Annotated in this window: 12 protein-coding genes; 8 read left to right on the top strand and 4 right to left on the bottom strand. The window is 57.4% G+C overall.

What is annotated here, in order from left to right; all coding sequences use genetic code 11:
• Positions 1–249: 249 nt before the first annotated feature.
• Positions 250–1,329, bottom strand: coding sequence for an MBL fold metallo-hydrolase (locus tag Q1J88_RS06455; RefSeq protein WP_301116761.1), 1,080 nt, complete (start codon positions 1,327–1,329; stop codon positions 250–252).
• A gap of 132 nt (positions 1,330–1,461) precedes the next feature.
• On the opposite strand from Q1J88_RS06455, the gene aceK reads away from it, so the two are divergent.
• From aceK to Q1J88_RS06425, 6 genes are all read left to right on the top strand, one after another.
• Positions 1,462–3,318 (top strand): bifunctional isocitrate dehydrogenase kinase/phosphatase, encoded by a 1,857-nt coding sequence (aceK, locus tag Q1J88_RS06450; protein ID WP_301116760.1) that lies wholly within the window; start codon positions 1,462–1,464, stop codon positions 3,316–3,318.
• Positions 3,319–3,336: 18 nt separating this feature from the next.
• Complete coding sequence (locus tag Q1J88_RS06445; RefSeq protein WP_301116759.1) at positions 3,337–4,518, top strand: acetyl-CoA C-acyltransferase; 1,182 nt, start codon at positions 3,337–3,339, stop codon at positions 4,516–4,518.
• Positions 4,519–4,772: 254 nt separating this feature from the next.
• Positions 4,773–5,234 carry a DUF494 family protein gene (locus Q1J88_RS06440; RefSeq protein WP_301116758.1) on the top strand — a complete coding sequence of 154 codons (462 nt, stop codon included), beginning with the start codon at positions 4,773–4,775 and terminating at the stop codon, positions 5,232–5,234.
• A gap of 40 nt (positions 5,235–5,274) precedes the next feature.
• A complete protein-coding gene (gene gluQRS, locus Q1J88_RS06435; RefSeq protein ID WP_301116757.1) occupies positions 5,275–6,132 on the top strand; it encodes a tRNA glutamyl-Q(34) synthetase GluQRS in 858 nt (285 codons plus the stop codon).
• Positions 6,133–6,222: 90 nt separating this feature from the next.
• The gene (locus Q1J88_RS06430; RefSeq protein WP_301116756.1) at positions 6,223–8,877 is read left to right on the top strand and encodes a DNA topoisomerase III; all 2,655 of its coding nucleotides are present in this window, start codon (positions 6,223–6,225) and stop codon (positions 8,875–8,877) included.
• 35 nt (positions 8,878–8,912) lie between these two features.
• The gene (locus tag Q1J88_RS06425; protein WP_301116755.1) at positions 8,913–9,536 is read left to right on the top strand and encodes an SET domain-containing protein-lysine N-methyltransferase; all 624 of its coding nucleotides are present in this window, start codon (positions 8,913–8,915) and stop codon (positions 9,534–9,536) included.
• Here the strand turns inward: Q1J88_RS06425 and Q1J88_RS06420 are convergent.
• A complete protein-coding gene (locus Q1J88_RS06420; protein ID WP_301116754.1) occupies positions 9,533–10,456 on the bottom strand; it encodes a TIM barrel protein in 924 nt (307 codons plus the stop codon). The two genes, Q1J88_RS06425 and Q1J88_RS06420, sit on opposite strands and share 4 nt — an antisense overlap.
• Before the next feature lie 59 nt (positions 10,457–10,515).
• On the bottom strand, positions 10,516–11,490 hold the full coding sequence (locus Q1J88_RS06415; RefSeq protein WP_301116752.1) for a tripartite tricarboxylate transporter substrate binding protein: 975 nt from the start codon (positions 11,488–11,490) through the stop codon (positions 10,516–10,518).
• A gap of 288 nt (positions 11,491–11,778) precedes the next feature.
• On the opposite strand from Q1J88_RS06415, the gene Q1J88_RS06410 reads away from it, so the two are divergent.
• Together Q1J88_RS06410 and Q1J88_RS06405 are read left to right on the top strand one after the other, a co-directional pair.
• Positions 11,779–12,234, top strand: a complete 456-nt coding sequence (locus Q1J88_RS06410) for a tripartite tricarboxylate transporter TctB family protein (RefSeq protein WP_301116751.1) — start codon at positions 11,779–11,781, stop codon at positions 12,232–12,234.
• 19 nt (positions 12,235–12,253) lie between these two features.
• The gene (locus tag Q1J88_RS06405; protein ID WP_301116750.1) at positions 12,254–13,759 is read left to right on the top strand and encodes a tripartite tricarboxylate transporter permease; all 1,506 of its coding nucleotides are present in this window, start codon (positions 12,254–12,256) and stop codon (positions 13,757–13,759) included.
• A 44-nt stretch (positions 13,760–13,803) separates the two neighbouring features.
• Here the strand turns inward: Q1J88_RS06405 and Q1J88_RS06400 are convergent, their stop codons facing one another.
• Complete coding sequence (locus tag Q1J88_RS06400) at positions 13,804–15,291, bottom strand: AMP nucleosidase (RefSeq protein ID WP_301116749.1); 1,488 nt, start codon at positions 15,289–15,291, stop codon at positions 13,804–13,806.
• Between the last annotated feature and the right edge of the window lie 2 nt (positions 15,292–15,293).

The raw sequence follows: 15,293 nt of genomic DNA, 5'->3' as shown, positions 1-15,293 counted from the left end.
GGACCACCGGTCCGCCGTTGCGAGTTTGGCGAGCGCCCCAAAAGGGGTGGTTGTGAGGGAAGCCCGAAGGGCCGAAGCGACCGGAGCGAAAGGCCTCATCCAGCCATGGACCGCCTCAAGAACCCAAACCAACGCCATCAAGAACCCAAACCCACGCCAAGCAAAACACCCACCACCAACAACAAAACACCAACACAAAAAAGGCGGACCCAAAGTCCGCCCACCAACAGTCAATCACGCAGGAAAGACTCAGCGATCTACCGCCCGAAAGCGAATCACCCCATCATCCCCTACTTCGCGCACCAACTTCCCCTCATAATACAAAGCATGAAGGTGCGCCAACGCCTCGCCCATCGCAAACGCCAGCTGATGCGCATCCAGAGCGCGCTTGAACATGATCGGAACAATATCCGCCGCCGTACAGGGTGACGTCCGACAAGCCGACAACACCTCGGCCAGACGCTCAGCGTGATGCGAGTGCTGTTGCGCGATCCGCTCGTGCAGCCCTTTAAACGGCCGACCATGCGAAGGCAGCACCACCGTCTCCTCCGGAAGCCCATCGTAGCCGCGCAGCGACTTCAAATACAAAGGCAGCGGATTTGCCTCCGGCTCAAAATCAAACACACTTACGTTCGTAGAAATTCGCGGCAACACCATGTCGCCCGAAATCAACATTTGCAGCGTATCGCTATACAGAGACACATGTTCCGGCGAATGCCCGTAGCCCACGATTACCTGCCAATCGCGACCACCTATCGAAACCCGATCACCGTCCATGATCCGACGAAAGCGAGCGGGCACCCCAGGCACATGACTTGGGTAGTACTTGCCTCGCTCCAGAATCTTCTCCTTCGCCACTGGGTCAGTCAGACCGTGGCGAACAAAATGATCTACCGCCGACTGACCACTGATTCCCCCTGCTGCCACCTTTCCCACCGGTGCCCGCGACCAATTGGCACCCGTCATGTATTCCGTCATGCTGATCCACAGCGGAGCATTCCACCGCGAACAGATCCAGTCTGCAAGACCCAGGTGGTCCGGGTGCATATGCGTCACAAGAACACGCAATACCGGCAGCCCGTCCAGCGCGTTTTCAAAGACCTCCTCCCAGAGCGCCTTCACCTCATCGCGCGACACACCGCAGTCTACAATCGTCCAGCCTTGCCGCCCATCCATTTCGTCGCGAAGCAACCAAAGATTGATGTGATCAAGCGCAAATGGCAACGGCATCCGAATCCAACGCACACCGTCCCCGATCGCAACCGCCTGGCCGGGCTGAGGCAACGTATCGCCCCATGGGTACGTCAGCTTCTGTTCATTAGGGTTCATCAAAATCTCCATACTCTGGCCGCCAGTTATTGATGGTTTACGCGACGGCAGCCGTTACCGTACTATAAACGGTCTTTAATCGCCGCCTGGCCGCAGACCCAACGTGAACCATGCAAAACCCACAGACCGGATATGATTCGCAGCGGTGATCACCAGCATATCGAGCCCGTTTCCCGGCAACGACTTTCTCCGCAACAGGTTGCCCAGACCATATTGTCCGGCTTCGACCGACATTACGCCCTGTTCCGCTACGGTGCCCAACGTGCAAAATCCCTGTTTGAATCAGGCGACTGGCGAGCCATCCAGCAGCTCTCGCGCGAACGCATCGAATACTATGACACCCGTGTTCGCGAATGCACCGCCACCCTTAACAGAGCCCTGAAGGGAAGCGAAGCCAGCCCCGAAGGCTCGGGCGCCGAGACAGAACTGACCCAGGCCCAACAGGCCTTCTGGCAGGCAGCCAAGACAGCTTACATCGGATTGCTGGCAGGCCATCGGCAGCCCGAATGCGCCGAGACATTCTTCAACTCGGTCTCATGCCGCATCCTTCACAGAGATTATTACAACAACGACTTCATGTTCGTTCGGCCTGCCGTGGCCACCGAATACCTGGATAGTCGACTGCCGTCCTACCGCGTGTACTATCCCGCGACCGAAGGTATCCAGGAAAGCCTGATCCGCATGATGGCCGACTTTGGACTGGCTGCCCCCTTTGCCGACCTGCCCAGCGACATACGCGCCCTGACCCGAAAAGCTATCGCCCAGTTACGTGCACAGCTTCCACGCGAAGGCGGATCGCGCATTGCTCCCGATTGCCAGATCCATGTGTTGAACTCCCTGTTCTTTCGCAACAAGGGTGCCTATGTCGTGGGCCGCCTCATCAACCAGGGCGCCATTCATCCGTTTGCCATCGCCCTGTTGCGACGCCCCTCCGGACATATCGAACTGGATGCCCTGTTATATACCGTCGACGACCTGAGCACCTTGTTCAGCTTTACGCGCGCGTATTTCCTGGTCGACATGGAAACCCCCTCGGCCTATGTGCATTTTCTCAATACCTTATTGCCCCGAAAACCCAAGGCCGAGATCTACACCACCATAGGCTTGCAAAAACAGGGCAAAACCCTGTTTTATCGCGACTTCCTGCATCATCTTGCACATTCCCGAGACGCATTCGATCTGGCCCCCGGTATTCGGGGTCTTGTCATGTCCGTGTTTACCTTGCCTTCCTACCCCTACGTCTTCAAGCTGATACGCGACCGCATATCCAAGCCCGACATGGACCGGGCCACCGTCAAACGCAAGTATCAGATGGTCAAGAAGCATGATCGCGTAGGACGCATGGCCGACACCTGGGAATACTCACAAGTTGCCTTGCCGCGCAACCGGTTCTCGCCGCAACTGCTCGAAGAACTGCGGCGCGAGGTGCCCTCGTTGCTTGACGAAACGCCCGACACAATCATCTTGCGGCACGTATATATAGAGCGCCGCATGACCCCGTTGAACATTTACCTCAACCGCGCCTCCGACCACGCCCTGGAAGCCGCAGTCCGGCAATACGGCGACGCCATCCGCGAACTGGCTGCCGCCAACATCTTTCCGGGCGACATGCTATACAAGAACTTCGGCGTCACCCGTCTGGGTCGTGTTGTATTCTATGATTATGATGAAATACAGCGTATGACCGAGATGACCTTTCGTCGCATACCACCGGCTCCAAATGAAGAAGCCGAGCTGGCTGCAGAGCCTTGGTACCCGGTAGGCCCGAACGATGTCTTTCCCGAAGAATTCGCGCATTTTCTCCTGGGAGACAACCGGGTGCGCGAGGCATTCCTGAAGCACCACGCCTGTTTGCTGGACGCAGAGTGGTGGCAGGCTTGCCGGGAACAAGTCATCCGAGGACGCATCGAAGATATCTTCCCTTACGATGCCTCCCGACGTCTTGGTCGCCACTCGAATACTTCGCAATCCTCTACTTATAACCATTAACGCATCAGGAGCAACAACATGTCGGATCCCATCGTCCTTGTTTCCATCGCCCGTACACCCATGGGCGGCATGATGGGCAGTCTTTCCGGTCTGGCAGCGCATCAGTTGGGCGCCGTCGCCATCAAGGCAGCTGTCCAGCGCGCGGGTATCGCCCCCGACGCCGTCAACGAAGTCATCATGGGTAACGTGCTGCAAGCCGGCCAGGGCCAGGCTCCGGCGCGCCAGGCTGCACTGGGTGCCGGCCTTCCCCAGAGCGTGGGCTGCACTACGATTCACAAGGTCTGCGGTTCGGGCATGAAGGCCGCCATGTTTGGCCACGATCTTCTCAAGGCCGAAAGCGTCGATGTCGTCGTGGCTGGTGGCCAGGAAAGCATGAGCAATGCACCCTACCTGCTGCTGCGTGGACGCCAGGGCTACCGCTATGGCCATTCCACCGTGTACGACCACATGGCACTCGACGGCCTCGAAGACGCCTACCAGCGCGGGACAGCCATGGGCGTGTTTGCCGAAACCTGTGCCGACAAGTACAACTTCAGCCGTGAAGCGCAGGACGCATTCGCGCTCGAATCGTTGCGCCGCGCGCGTGCCGCCACCGAAGACGGCAGCTTCAAATGGGAAATCGCACCAGTTACCGTAGCCGGTCGCAAGGGCGACACCGTCATTGACACTGACGAGGCGCCCAGCAAGGCCATGCCCGAAAAAATCCCCACGCTCAGGCCCGCGTTCAAGAAAGACGGCACTGTCACTGCCGCCAATGCATCGTCCATCTCTGACGGTGCCGCCGCCATGGTGTTGATGCGTGAATCCACTGCCAAGAAAATGGGCGTTACTCCCCTGGCTCGCATCGTTGCCCAGGCCCAGCATTCTCAAGAGCCCGAGTGGTTTACCACGGCACCCGTCGGGGCCATCCAGAAGCTGCTCGACAAAGCAGGCTGGCAAAATTCTGACGTCGACCTGTACGAAATCAACGAAGCCTTCGCCGTGGTCACCATGGCCGCCATGCAAGACCTCAAACTCGATCACGCCAAGGTCAATATCCACGGCGGCGCTACCGCCCTGGGCCACCCCATTGGTGCGTCCGGCGCCCGCTTGCTCGCCACTCTGGTCGGTGGCCTGCGCAAGACCGGTGGAAAGAAAGGCGTAGCATCGCTGTGCATTGGCGGAGGCGAAGCCGTCGCCATGGCCATCGAGATGCTGTAAAAAAATTGGCTGGGTCCGGCTAATGTCAGCCGGACCAACCGCACCAGGCATGACGTACGCTGCGTTTGTGCGCGCAACGCCGATAAGCCGTAAAATACTTTGTTTTATGCGATAACGAGCGGTTCAATCAGCCGCCCGCCATCCAATAAAACAATGTTGCCTGCCCCGGCAAATCGGCGTAAAGTTGATCCGACTTTACTGGCCGAGTCATTAATTTTCCGGACTGAAACTGTAAAGGGCAACCTGAATCGCTTATGTTCGACATTCTCGTCTACCTATTCGAAAACTATTACACGCCCCAGTCCTGTCCCGACGCAGACACTCTGGCCCATAAGCTGGCAGCGGTTGGCTTCGAACACGAAGACATCGACGAAGCCCTTGGCTGGCTCTATGGCCTGGCGCAAACCACCGAACAATGCGTGCACCTGGCACAGGCGCCTCAACGCGACAGCCAACGCGTATACACCGATACCGAATATCAAACCTTGGGCACCGAAGCCGTCGGCTTCATCAGCTTTCTCGAAAGCTCCGGTGTGTTGCCCGCTGCCTTGCGCGAAATTCTTATCGATCGTGCTTTGGCAGCCGATGAATCGCCGGTGCCACTTGAAAAGATCAAGATCATTGCGCTGATGGTGTTGTGGAGCCAGGAAGCCGAGGTCGACCACCTCGTTCTCGAAGAATTGCTCACCGACGACCGCACGCGCCGATCACACTAAACCATAGCGGGGCACCAACACCTCCCGCTATGGGTAAACGATGGCGTCCGACAAACGGTCATATCACTACATAGGGCGCTTTGCGCCCAGCCCCAGCGGTCCCCTGCACGACGGATCGCTGGTGGCGGCAATGGCCAGCTATCTCGATGCCCGTGCCCATAAAGGACAATGGCTGCTGCGCATCGAAGACATCGACGCGCCCCGCACCATTGCCGGAGCTGATAAAACCATAATGGCCCAGTTATCGTGTCTGGGCATGCAGTGGGACGCACCGCCTGTCTGGCAATCACACCGCCTTGACCGCTACCGGACCGTCTTCGAACAGCTGAAAGCGCGCCAACTGGTGTATGGCTGCGCCTGCACACGGCGCCAACTGACTGGGGGGGCGTATCCAGGCACATGCAGCCGCGGCCTGGCAGCGGGCCAACAGGCACGCGCCTGGCGCCTGCGCGTTCCAGCCGGCGTCGTTCGCTTCGTCGACCTCTGGCAGGGCCCACAAAGCCAGGATGTAGCCGCCGAAGTGGGTGATTTCATCATCAAGAGGGCTGACGGCCTGTGGGCGTACCAGTTTGTCGTCGTCATCGATGATGCAGATCAAGGCGTCACAGATATTGTGCGAGGCATGGACCTGCTCAATTCCACGGCGCGGCAACGCGTGCTCGCGCAACTGTTGGGGGCACGCGCGCCCCGTACCATGCATGTACCATTATTGCTTGACGAGGCGGGACAAAAACTGTCAAAACAGAACCATGCACCGCCGCTGGACCATGGCAACGCCGTGGCGGCACTGGAAAAGGCCTGGAAACATCTGGGGTTTCCCCTTTTGCCGCGGATCGAAAGTGTGTCTGAATTTTGGGCTCAAGCCGTGCCACGTTGGGCCGCCCGTTTTAACATTTGATATATTGAGCCACGGAATTTCCGCCGGCCAACTTGCGCTGGGCTGCTATCCCCCCGTATTATCCGCGCTATTGCCGCGCCCTGGAACACCATGACTAAAACGCTGATCATTGCCGAGAAACCCTCGGTTGCCCTGGACATTTCCCGCGCCCTTGGGGGGTTTACGCGCGAGGGTGACTATTTTGAAAGCGACGAGTACGTCCTTGCTTCAAGCGTCGGCCATTTGCTGACTCTGGTCGCTCCCAATGATCCGGTGCGAGGCAAGTGGAGCTTTACGCATCTTCCTGTGATTCCGCCCCAGTTTGACCTGGGCCCCGCGGACAAGAAATCGGCCGAGCGCCTCAAGCTTCTGGTGAAGCTCCTTAAACGCAAGGATGTCGACAGCATCATCAACGCCTGTGACGCGGGACGCGAGGGTGAGCTGATCTTCCGTTATATCGTGCAGTATTCGGGCGTCAAGAAACCCATCAAACGCCTCTGGCTGCGCTCGATGACTCAAAGTGCCATCCGTGAAGCGTTCAATTCGCTGCGCGATGACGAAGCCCTGAAGCCACTCGAAGCCGCCGCGCGCGCGCGAGCTGAAGCCGACTGGCTGGTGGGCATCAACGGCACGCGCGCAATGACCGCTTTCAACAGCAAGGACGGGGGCTTCTTCAAGACACCTGTCGGTCGTGTGCAGACACCAACCCTTGCCATTGTCGCCGAACGCGAAGAGCGTATCCGCCGGTTCGTCCCGCGTGATTACTGGGAAGTCCACGCCACTTTCGTGGCGGCTGCCGGCTTCTACACTGGCCGGTGGTTCGATCCGAAGTTCAAGAAAACTGACGATAGCGAACATCGTGATTCCCGCCTGTGGTCGCTGGCGGCCGCCCAAAGCATCGTTGCAGCCTGCCGTGACAAGCCCGGCACGGTCACAGAAGAATCCAAACCGTCGACCCAGATGTCGCCGGCCCTGTTCGACCTGACCTCGCTACAGCGAGAAGCCAACTCGCGATTCGGCTTTTCAGCCAAAACCACACTGGCATTGGCCCAGACCCTGTACGAACGCCATAAGGCCCTGACCTATCCGCGTACCGATTCGCGCTATCTGCCCGAAGACTATATTCCCACCGTCAAGAACACAGTACAGGCGCTTGCCGGCGGCGACTCGTCTGCCGCTGCCAGCGTGCGGCCCTTTGCCGAACAGTTGCTCAAGGCGGGTCGCATCAAGCCCAACAAGCGCATCTTCGACGACAAAAAAGTATCGGATCACTTCGCCATCATTCCCACGCTGCAGAGTCCGCGCGAACTCAGCGATGCCGAAGGCAAGATCTACGAACTGGTTGCGCGCCGCTTCCTGGCCGTGTTTTTTCCGGCTGCCGAATTCCGCGTCACTACACGCATTACCGAAGTTTCAGGGCATCACTTCAAGACAGAAGGAAAAGTACTGGTGTCGCCCGGCTGGCTGGCCATTTACGGCCGCGACAAGCAGGAAGATGACACCAACCTCGTTGCAGTAGCTGACGGAGAAACCGTCCAGACCGAAGATATCGAAGCCAAGGGCCTGGCCACCAAACCACCCGCACGCTTTACCGAAGCCACTTTGCTCTCGGCCATGGAAGGTGCCGGCAAGCTGGTCGACGACGAGGCTTTGCGCGAAGCCATGTCCGAACGCGGCCTGGGCACACCTGCCACCCGCGCCGCCATCATCGAAGGCCTTCTCAACGAAGGCTACCTGCGACGCGAAGGCCGCGAGCTCGTACCCAGTGCCAAGGCGCGCCAGCTCATGACCCTGCTTTCGGGCCTGGGCGTCAATGAACTCACTTCGCCAGAGCTTACCGGCGAATGGGAACATCAGCTCAAGCAAATCGAACAGCGCGAACTGGATCGCGAAAGCTTCATGCGCGAAATCCAGAAAATGACCCAGGTCATCGTCAAGCGCGCCAAGGAGTACGAACGCGATACCGTTCCCGGTGACTACGTCACCCTGCAGACCCCCTGCCCCAAATGCGGAGGCGTCGTCAAAGAAAACTACCGGCGGTTCGCCTGCACGCAATGCGACTTTTCCATTGGCAAACACCCTGGTGGACGCACCTTTGAAATTCCCGAGGTCGAAGCCCTGCTCAAGGATCGCACGCTTGGACCACTGACCGGATTCATCAGCAAAATGGGCCGCCCCTTCTCGGCCTTGCTGCGCATCACCGACGAGTACAAGCTTGAGTTCGACTTTGGTCAGAACAACGAGGAAGATTCCGAGCCTGTCGACTTTTCATCCCGGAAGCCCTTGGGCGATTGCCCCAAATGTGGTGGCCGAGTCTTCGAACACGGTATGAATTACGTCTGCGAGAAATCGGTCGGCCCCGAAAGATCATGCGATTTCCGGACCGGAAAAATTATCCTGCAGCAAGAAATCTCGCCCGAACAGGTCAGCAAGTTACTGGCAGAAGGCAAGACTGATCTGCTGCAAGGCTTCGTGTCGAGTCGCACCAACCGCAAGTTCAAGGCTTACCTCGTGAAGGAGGCCAACGGGAAAATCAGCTTCGAGTTCGAACCTCGCCCCGAAAAGGCGGGCAAGAAAACCGCCACAAAGACGGCGGCGAAAAAGGCGGCAAAGACCGCAAGCAAGGCCGCAAGCAAGACTGCGACCAAGACCGCCGCAAAGAAGGCAGCAAAAAAAGCGGCCAAGAAAGCAGCCACCAAGAAGTCGGCCGCGAAAAAGGCCGCGCCGGCCGAAGCGCCCATCGACACTGACGACCCACCGTTTTAAAGTGGACGTTCCACGCATCAACCCGCTGAGCATCAATGACTAGAAGAACCCGGCCCTGGCATGTCGTGCAGCGTTCGCCCCTGCATGGTAACGGCGTATTCGCCGCGCGCGATATCCCCGCGGGCACCCGCATCATTGAGTACACCGGTACACTGATCACTCCCGAAGAAGCGGACGAGAAGCACCCTGCAAACCCGGACGATCCTTTCCACACCTTCTATTTCTCCCTGAGTTGCGGCAAGGTCATTGACGGAGCGCAGAACGGCAACGACGCCCGCTGGATCAACCACTCCTGCGACCCGAACTGCGAAACCGAAGAGAACGAAGACGGCACACGCGTCTTTGTCAATGCGCTGCGCGACATCGCCAAAGGCGAAGAGCTTTTCTATGACTACGGACTGATCCTGGACGAAGAGATCACCGACACATTAAAAAACCAGTATCGCTGCCTGTGTGGAAGCGACAATTGCCGCGGCACCATGCTCGCGCTTCCAGAGGAGGCAAACGCGCCCGGTGTCGATGCGAAGGATGCCGCAAAGCAACTGAAGAAACTCCGCAAGAAACACAGGAAACTCAAGAAGCGTGTTCGAAAACTCGAAAAAAAGGTGGAACAACTACTGCAGTTGTCCCACCCGTTTACCGACGAACAGAAGGTTTAGATACCGGAGAAGGCCCAGGCGTCTCGAATAACCCGTTTCGCATTCGCCAGGATCAGTCCCGATTTTTCACCTGCGAGCACCGGGCGCACTTCTGCACTGATGATGGGACGCTGGTTTGACGAGAAAAAGCCGTTTTCATCGAGCACCTGAAAGAACTCCACAACCTGCTGCGTATCATTCTCGCCACCCTGCAAGCCGAAGCGGGGCTGGATGTCGCCGTAGGCCGGATGGCGACGATCCCGGTAAACGCAATTGCCAATGTGAACAGAGCGCAGATATTTGGCCAGTTTCGGAATGCTGACGCGAGGGTCTTCGCGCAGCAATGGGTAATGACTCAGATCGACCAACAAACCAAAGTTTGAGTAATGGGGGTGAACCGCTTCGGCAATGTCGAGTGCATCGTGCGTCGGCCCGATCAGATTGCGCTTGTCTATATCCCGGTCAAAAAGCTTGAGCGTAAAGTCCAGCCCACCTTCTTCTTTCGCGTACTCCAGAAGTTGAAACAGCGAATCAACGAGCAGCTTCTTGGCCTCTTCACGATCCGAATCGCCGGGGTCTCGACCTGCGATCAGTCGCAGCACCTCGGCACCCACCTCGTAGGCTTCATCGATACTACGCTTGAGCGTGTCAACGGCCAGGGCTCTTTCCCGCTTGTCCAATGAATTGAGATTGAGCCGGTTCTGCAACACCCGGGGCTGAGACGCAAACGCCACTGCCAAATGACTTTGCTCAAGGATATGGCGCACCGTATTCCGTACACGATAATCCTTGATCCAACCCACCTCGACAGCACTCCAGAACTCATCCTCGGCGAGTTTTTCCAATGTCTCGATGATCGGGCCTTCGCCCGTTTCGACTTCGGGATAAGCCTTGAAATGAATTACACCCAACCGGGCTTTCTGATAGATATTTGATGACACTTCCTACTCCATTGAATTGACTGAATCTTGCCAGGAACCGAATTCACACCTTCTCGAACTCAGCTAAGGCGTATGTCTGCAGCTTCGATGACCTGGCGCCAGCGCTGGCGCTCTTCATCGAGCAAGGACTTGAAGGCTTCCGGGCCGGCCGGGGTGGCATTTACCGCCTGCGAGCGCAAATAGGCTTGAAATTCATCCGTCGTGACAACCTCTGTCGATGCTTTCACCAGAGTGTCGTACACCGAAGCCGACAGTCCGGCGGGCGCCGCGATGCCAAACCACGTCTGGTTTTCGACACCCTGTATTCCCTTTTCTTCCAAGGTGGGCACGTCGGGCAGGGCGTCTGAGCGCGTGGTGCTGGCAATGGCCAGGGCGCGCAATGTACCCGCCTGTATATGCGGCAATAAGGAATCAATGTTCTGGAAGGCTGCATCCATGTGGCCGCCAAGCAGACTGGCTATCGAAGCCGTACTGCCGTTGAACGGAACGTGCACGATGTCGAGGCCTGCACGCAACTTGAACAGTTCGCCAACCAGGTGCGGGGGCGTCGCAACACCACCTGATGAGTAATTGAGCTTGCCGCCCTGTGACCTGGCCAATGCGACAAAGCTATCCAGATCCTGCGGCCCATTCGGGGGCACTACCAAGACCTGAGGCGTTGCCCCCAGCAAGGTAATCAGGTTGAAGTCGCGGTCCACATCGTAGGGGATGTCCTGACGCAACAGGGGCAATACCGCTATGCCCGTGGTGTGTGCCAGCAATAAGGTGTAGCCGTCCGGTCGGGCCCTTGCCACTGCCTGCGCTCCGATCACACCAGAGCCACCACCACGGTTTTCGACCACGACGGTCGTACCGAGTTTTTTTTCGAGCAAGTTCGCATACTTGCGAGCCAGCAGATCAGAAGATCCGCCCGGTGCAAACGGAACGATCAGGGTGATGGGTCGAACAGGATACTGGTGATCCTGCGCGACCGACACAAAGGCCGGCATGGCCAGAAATACACCGAGCAAAACTCGGAAAATGCGGATGCTCATCACGTGTCCTTTTGAAGCATTCGAGGTTGAAAGAGCCTGGAATCTTATCAACGCAATACGCTTCGGATCAGACAGTTACGAAATGAGCAAATTACGTAGAATCTCTTTTATATCAATAGGTTATCAGCTTATTGAATATAACTTTTTGTCGTATGAGTATGCGCCGGCGAGGCATTTTCTTATGCCTTTTAAGTCGTTCTCATGGCCAGATCCGCCACCTAAACTCTCGCTCTCAAGTGGTCTTGTTCCACCCATCTAAACTTTCTTTACGGTATCCAAATGGTTCGCATGCGTTCTCGTCAAGACTTCTGGTCGGGTCTGCTTTTTATCGCCCTAGGTGCCGGCTTTGCATTCAAGGCAACTTCGTATCCATTAGGCACTGCGGCCCAGATGGGACCTGGCTTCCTGCCATTCTGGCTGGGTCTGGGCTTGAGCGGCTTGGGGACTCTGATTGCTGTTCTGGCGTTCAGCCCGAACAGCTCGATCAACCCTGTCAGTCCGATCAACTGGCGTGCCCTGGTCGCAATCAGTGGCTCTGTCGTCATTTTCGGCCTGACCCTTCGTTCCATGGGTCTGATCGTTTCGCTGACACTATTGATTTCGGCAGGAAGCCTTGCGTACCGCAACGTCCGCTGGAAAGCCGTCGCCGGAAATACAGTGTTCCTGCTGTTGTTCAGCTGGTTGGTCTTTATCAAGGGGCTGCAACTGTCAGTTCCGCTCTGGCCAATCTGGATAGCCCCCTGATAACACCAACCCTTGCCACATGGAACTGCTTGAGCATCTCTTTCTGGGATTCTCCGTTGCCCTCTCACCGGAGAACCTGGCCTACGCATTCGTCGGCTGCCTGCTTGGCACCTTGATCGGAGTCCTGCCGGGTATTGGCCCCGTGCCTACGATCGCATTGCTGCTGCCCATCACATACATTCTGCCGCCGGTTGCAGGTCTCATCATGTTGGCAGGCATCTATTATGGCGCCCAGTACGGGGGCTCCACCACGGCCATCCTGGTGGCTCTGCCAGGAGAAACCTCATCGGTGGTCACGGTGCTGGACGGGCATCAGATGGCGCGAAACGGGCGAGCGGGCGCCGCTCTGTCCATTGCAGCGTTAGGTTCATTCTTTGCCGGCTGCGTCGCGACGCTCATTGTCGCCGCCTTCGCGACGCCCTTGGTGAAGCTGTCCTTTAAGTTCAGTTCCGCAGAGTACTTTTCCTTGATGGTCCTGGGACTTGTCGCAGCCGTAGTACTTGCCTCGGGTTCAATCACAAAGGCCCTCGCAATGATAGTGCTGGGCCTGCTTCTGGGCATGGTCGGCACTGACATCAACTCCGGCATTGCGCGATATGATTTCGGGCTTCCCGCTCTACAGGACGGCGTGGATTTTGCCATCGTGGCCATGGGAGTCTTTGGTCTCGCCGAGATCATGAAGAACCTTGAAATACGGGGCAACAGCACCAAGATTACGGAGCGGCTCGGGTCGTTATATCCCAATCAACAAGAGATTCGGCAGGCTGGGCCTGCGGTTCTTCGCGGTACCGCCATCGGGTCGCTGCTGGGCATACTGCCAGGAGCCGGTACGGTATTGTCGTCGTTCGCCTCGTACACACTGGAAAAGCGCATGTCTCGCAAACCGGCAAGCTTTGGCACCGGCGCTCCGGCAGGCTTGGCAGGACCCGAATCAGCCAATAATGCCGCATCCCAAACATCGTTTATTCCACTGCTGACTTTGGGGATTCCTGGCAATGCCGTCATGGCACTGATGATTGGTGCCATGACGATCCACAGCATTCAACCCGGACCACAGGTCATGAGCTCGCACCCCGAACTCTTCTGGGGCCTGATCGCCTCGATGTGGCTTGGCAACCTGATACTTGTTGTGTTGAACCTGCCGTTGGTCGGATTATGGGTGAAGCTGCTGAAAATTCCGTATTACCTGTTGTTTCCAGCGATTCTGGTGTTCTGCGCCATTGGCGTATTCTCGGTCAATCTCAACACCTTCGATGTCGTGCTGCTGGCACTATTTGCTGTTGCAGGCTATGTATTGTCGCGGCTGAACTGCGAAGCCGCTCCTTTGCTGCTTGGCCTGGTCCTGGGGCCAATGCTTGAAGAAAATTTTCGTCGCACGCTTATCGTATCTCGCGGAGACTTCAGCATTTTCCTGACCCGGCCGATATCTTTGGGCTTGTTGCTGACGGCCCTTGTACTTGTGATCGCCGTTGCAATACCGTCCGTGCGCAACAAGCGCGATGATACGTTTGTGGCCGAAGATTGATGTTGTTCCCCAGCACCGCGGGCTGGCAAGACACCTTGCAGGGACTATTGAAACGCCGTTTCCAGAAAGCTTCGCAGCTTGCGCGAGTGCAGCCTCGCTGGTGGCATTTCGCGAAGTTTCTCAAGAGCACGGATGCCGATATGCAAGTGCTGAGACACCTGGCGCCGATAAAATTCGCTGGCCATTCCCGGTAACTTCAATTCACCGTGCAGCGGTTTGTCTGACACACACAATAAGGTGCCGTAAGGAACCCGGAAGCGAAACCCGTTTGCTGCAATAGTGGCCGACTCCATATCCAGAGCAATCGCCCGCGACTGTGACAGTCGCTGTACCGGCTCTTCATGGTCGCGCAGTTCCCAGTTGCGGTTGTCGATACTGGCCACTGTTCCGGTACGCATGATGCGCTTGAGCTCCCAGCCCGACAAGCCTGAAACCTCGGCCACCGCCTCTTCGAGCGCAACCTGTATTTCCGCCAGGGGTGGCACCGGTACCCACAGCGGCAGGTCGTCATCCAGCACATGATCCTGGCGCACATAACCGTGAGCCAGTACATAATCTCCAAGGCGCTGGGTAGTGCGAAGCCCGGCACAATGCCCCAACATCAGCCACGCCGAAGGGCGCAGCACGGCTACGTGATCGGTGATGGTCTTGGCATTGGACGGCCCGACACCAATATTGATCAGCGTGATGCCCGAATGATTCTCGCGAACCAGATGGTAGGAGGGCATTTGCGGCATGCGGCTCAACGCCGGCCCGCCGGGCTGGTTCACGTCTTCGCGCGTGGTGATGACATTGCCGGGTTCGACAAGCGCCGTATAGTCGCCTTCGCCACGAGAAAGAACTCCGCGGGCCCATTGACAGAACTCGTCAATGTAAAACTGGTAGTTGGTGAACAGCACAAAGTTCTGAAAATAGCGGGGTGCCGTCGCCGTGTAATGCTGAAGCCGGTGCAAGGAGTAATCGACCCGTGGCGCCGTGAACGGAGCCAGGGGTTCGGGCTCACCGCGCCGGCCCCGCCATGTGCCATTCACGATAGCGTCGTCAGTCAGTCGCAGATCGGGCACATCAAAATGATCGCGCAATACATTGCCCAGATCGGTGGCGTGGTCAGCCGCTATGTACTCGCCTTCCTCAAAGGCAAAGTGCAGCGGAATGGGCGTGTCGGACTCGCCTATTTCCACCGGCACCCCATGATTCTTCAGCAACAGGCCTATTTGTTCCCGCAGATAGCTGCCATACAGACGAGGTTGGGTCACGGTGGTCATGTACATACCCGGCTCTACCACATGGCCGTAGGACAGACGGCTATCTACCTCTTGATAGGTGCCCACCTTGATGCGCACTGCCGGGTAACACGCACGCACGCGCTGACCGGGCGTGAGCCTGCCATGCGCATAATCGTCGAATGCCTGGCGCAAGAACGCCGTATTGCGCTCGTAGATCGCAATCAATTGTGCCAGCGCTTCATCGGCGTCCCGAAACCCCTTGTAAGGCATCAGTTGAGGTGTCAGCGTCGGGCCCAAAAAATCCATAG

Origin of the sequence: Pusillimonas sp., assembly GCF_029263785.1 — a bacterium.
Taxonomy (GTDB): domain Bacteria; phylum Pseudomonadota; class Gammaproteobacteria; order Burkholderiales; family Burkholderiaceae_B; genus Pusillimonas.
This window is presented reverse-complemented; position numbering and strand designations above follow the sequence as displayed.

Bases quoted from the DNA above. Each gene is read 5' to 3' on its own strand.
- Q1J88_RS06455 (WP_301116761.1), bottom strand. From the start codon at position 1,329: ATGAACCCTAATGAACAGAAGCTGACGTACCCATGGGGCGATACGTTG.
- gluQRS (WP_301116757.1), top strand. From the start codon at position 5,275: ATGGCGTCCGACAAACGGTCATATCACTACATAGGGCGCTTTGCGCCC.
- Q1J88_RS06440 (WP_301116758.1), top strand. From the start codon at position 4,773: ATGTTCGACATTCTCGTCTACCTATTCGAAAACTATTACACGCCCCAG.
- aceK (WP_301116760.1), top strand. From the start codon at position 1,462: ATGATTCGCAGCGGTGATCACCAGCATATCGAGCCCGTTTCCCGGCAA.
- Q1J88_RS06405 (WP_301116750.1), top strand. From the start codon at position 12,254: ATGGAACTGCTTGAGCATCTCTTTCTGGGATTCTCCGTTGCCCTCTCA.
- Q1J88_RS06445 (WP_301116759.1), top strand. From the start codon at position 3,337: ATGTCGGATCCCATCGTCCTTGTTTCCATCGCCCGTACACCCATGGGC.
- Q1J88_RS06410 (WP_301116751.1), top strand. From the start codon at position 11,779: ATGCGTTCTCGTCAAGACTTCTGGTCGGGTCTGCTTTTTATCGCCCTA.
- Q1J88_RS06400 (WP_301116749.1), bottom strand. From the start codon at position 15,291: ATGGATTTTTTGGGCCCGACGCTGACACCTCAACTGATGCCTTACAAG.
- Q1J88_RS06430 (WP_301116756.1), top strand. From the start codon at position 6,223: ATGACTAAAACGCTGATCATTGCCGAGAAACCCTCGGTTGCCCTGGAC.
- Q1J88_RS06415 (WP_301116752.1), bottom strand. From the start codon at position 11,490: ATGAGCATCCGCATTTTCCGAGTTTTGCTCGGTGTATTTCTGGCCATG.
- Q1J88_RS06425 (WP_301116755.1), top strand. From the start codon at position 8,913: ATGACTAGAAGAACCCGGCCCTGGCATGTCGTGCAGCGTTCGCCCCTG.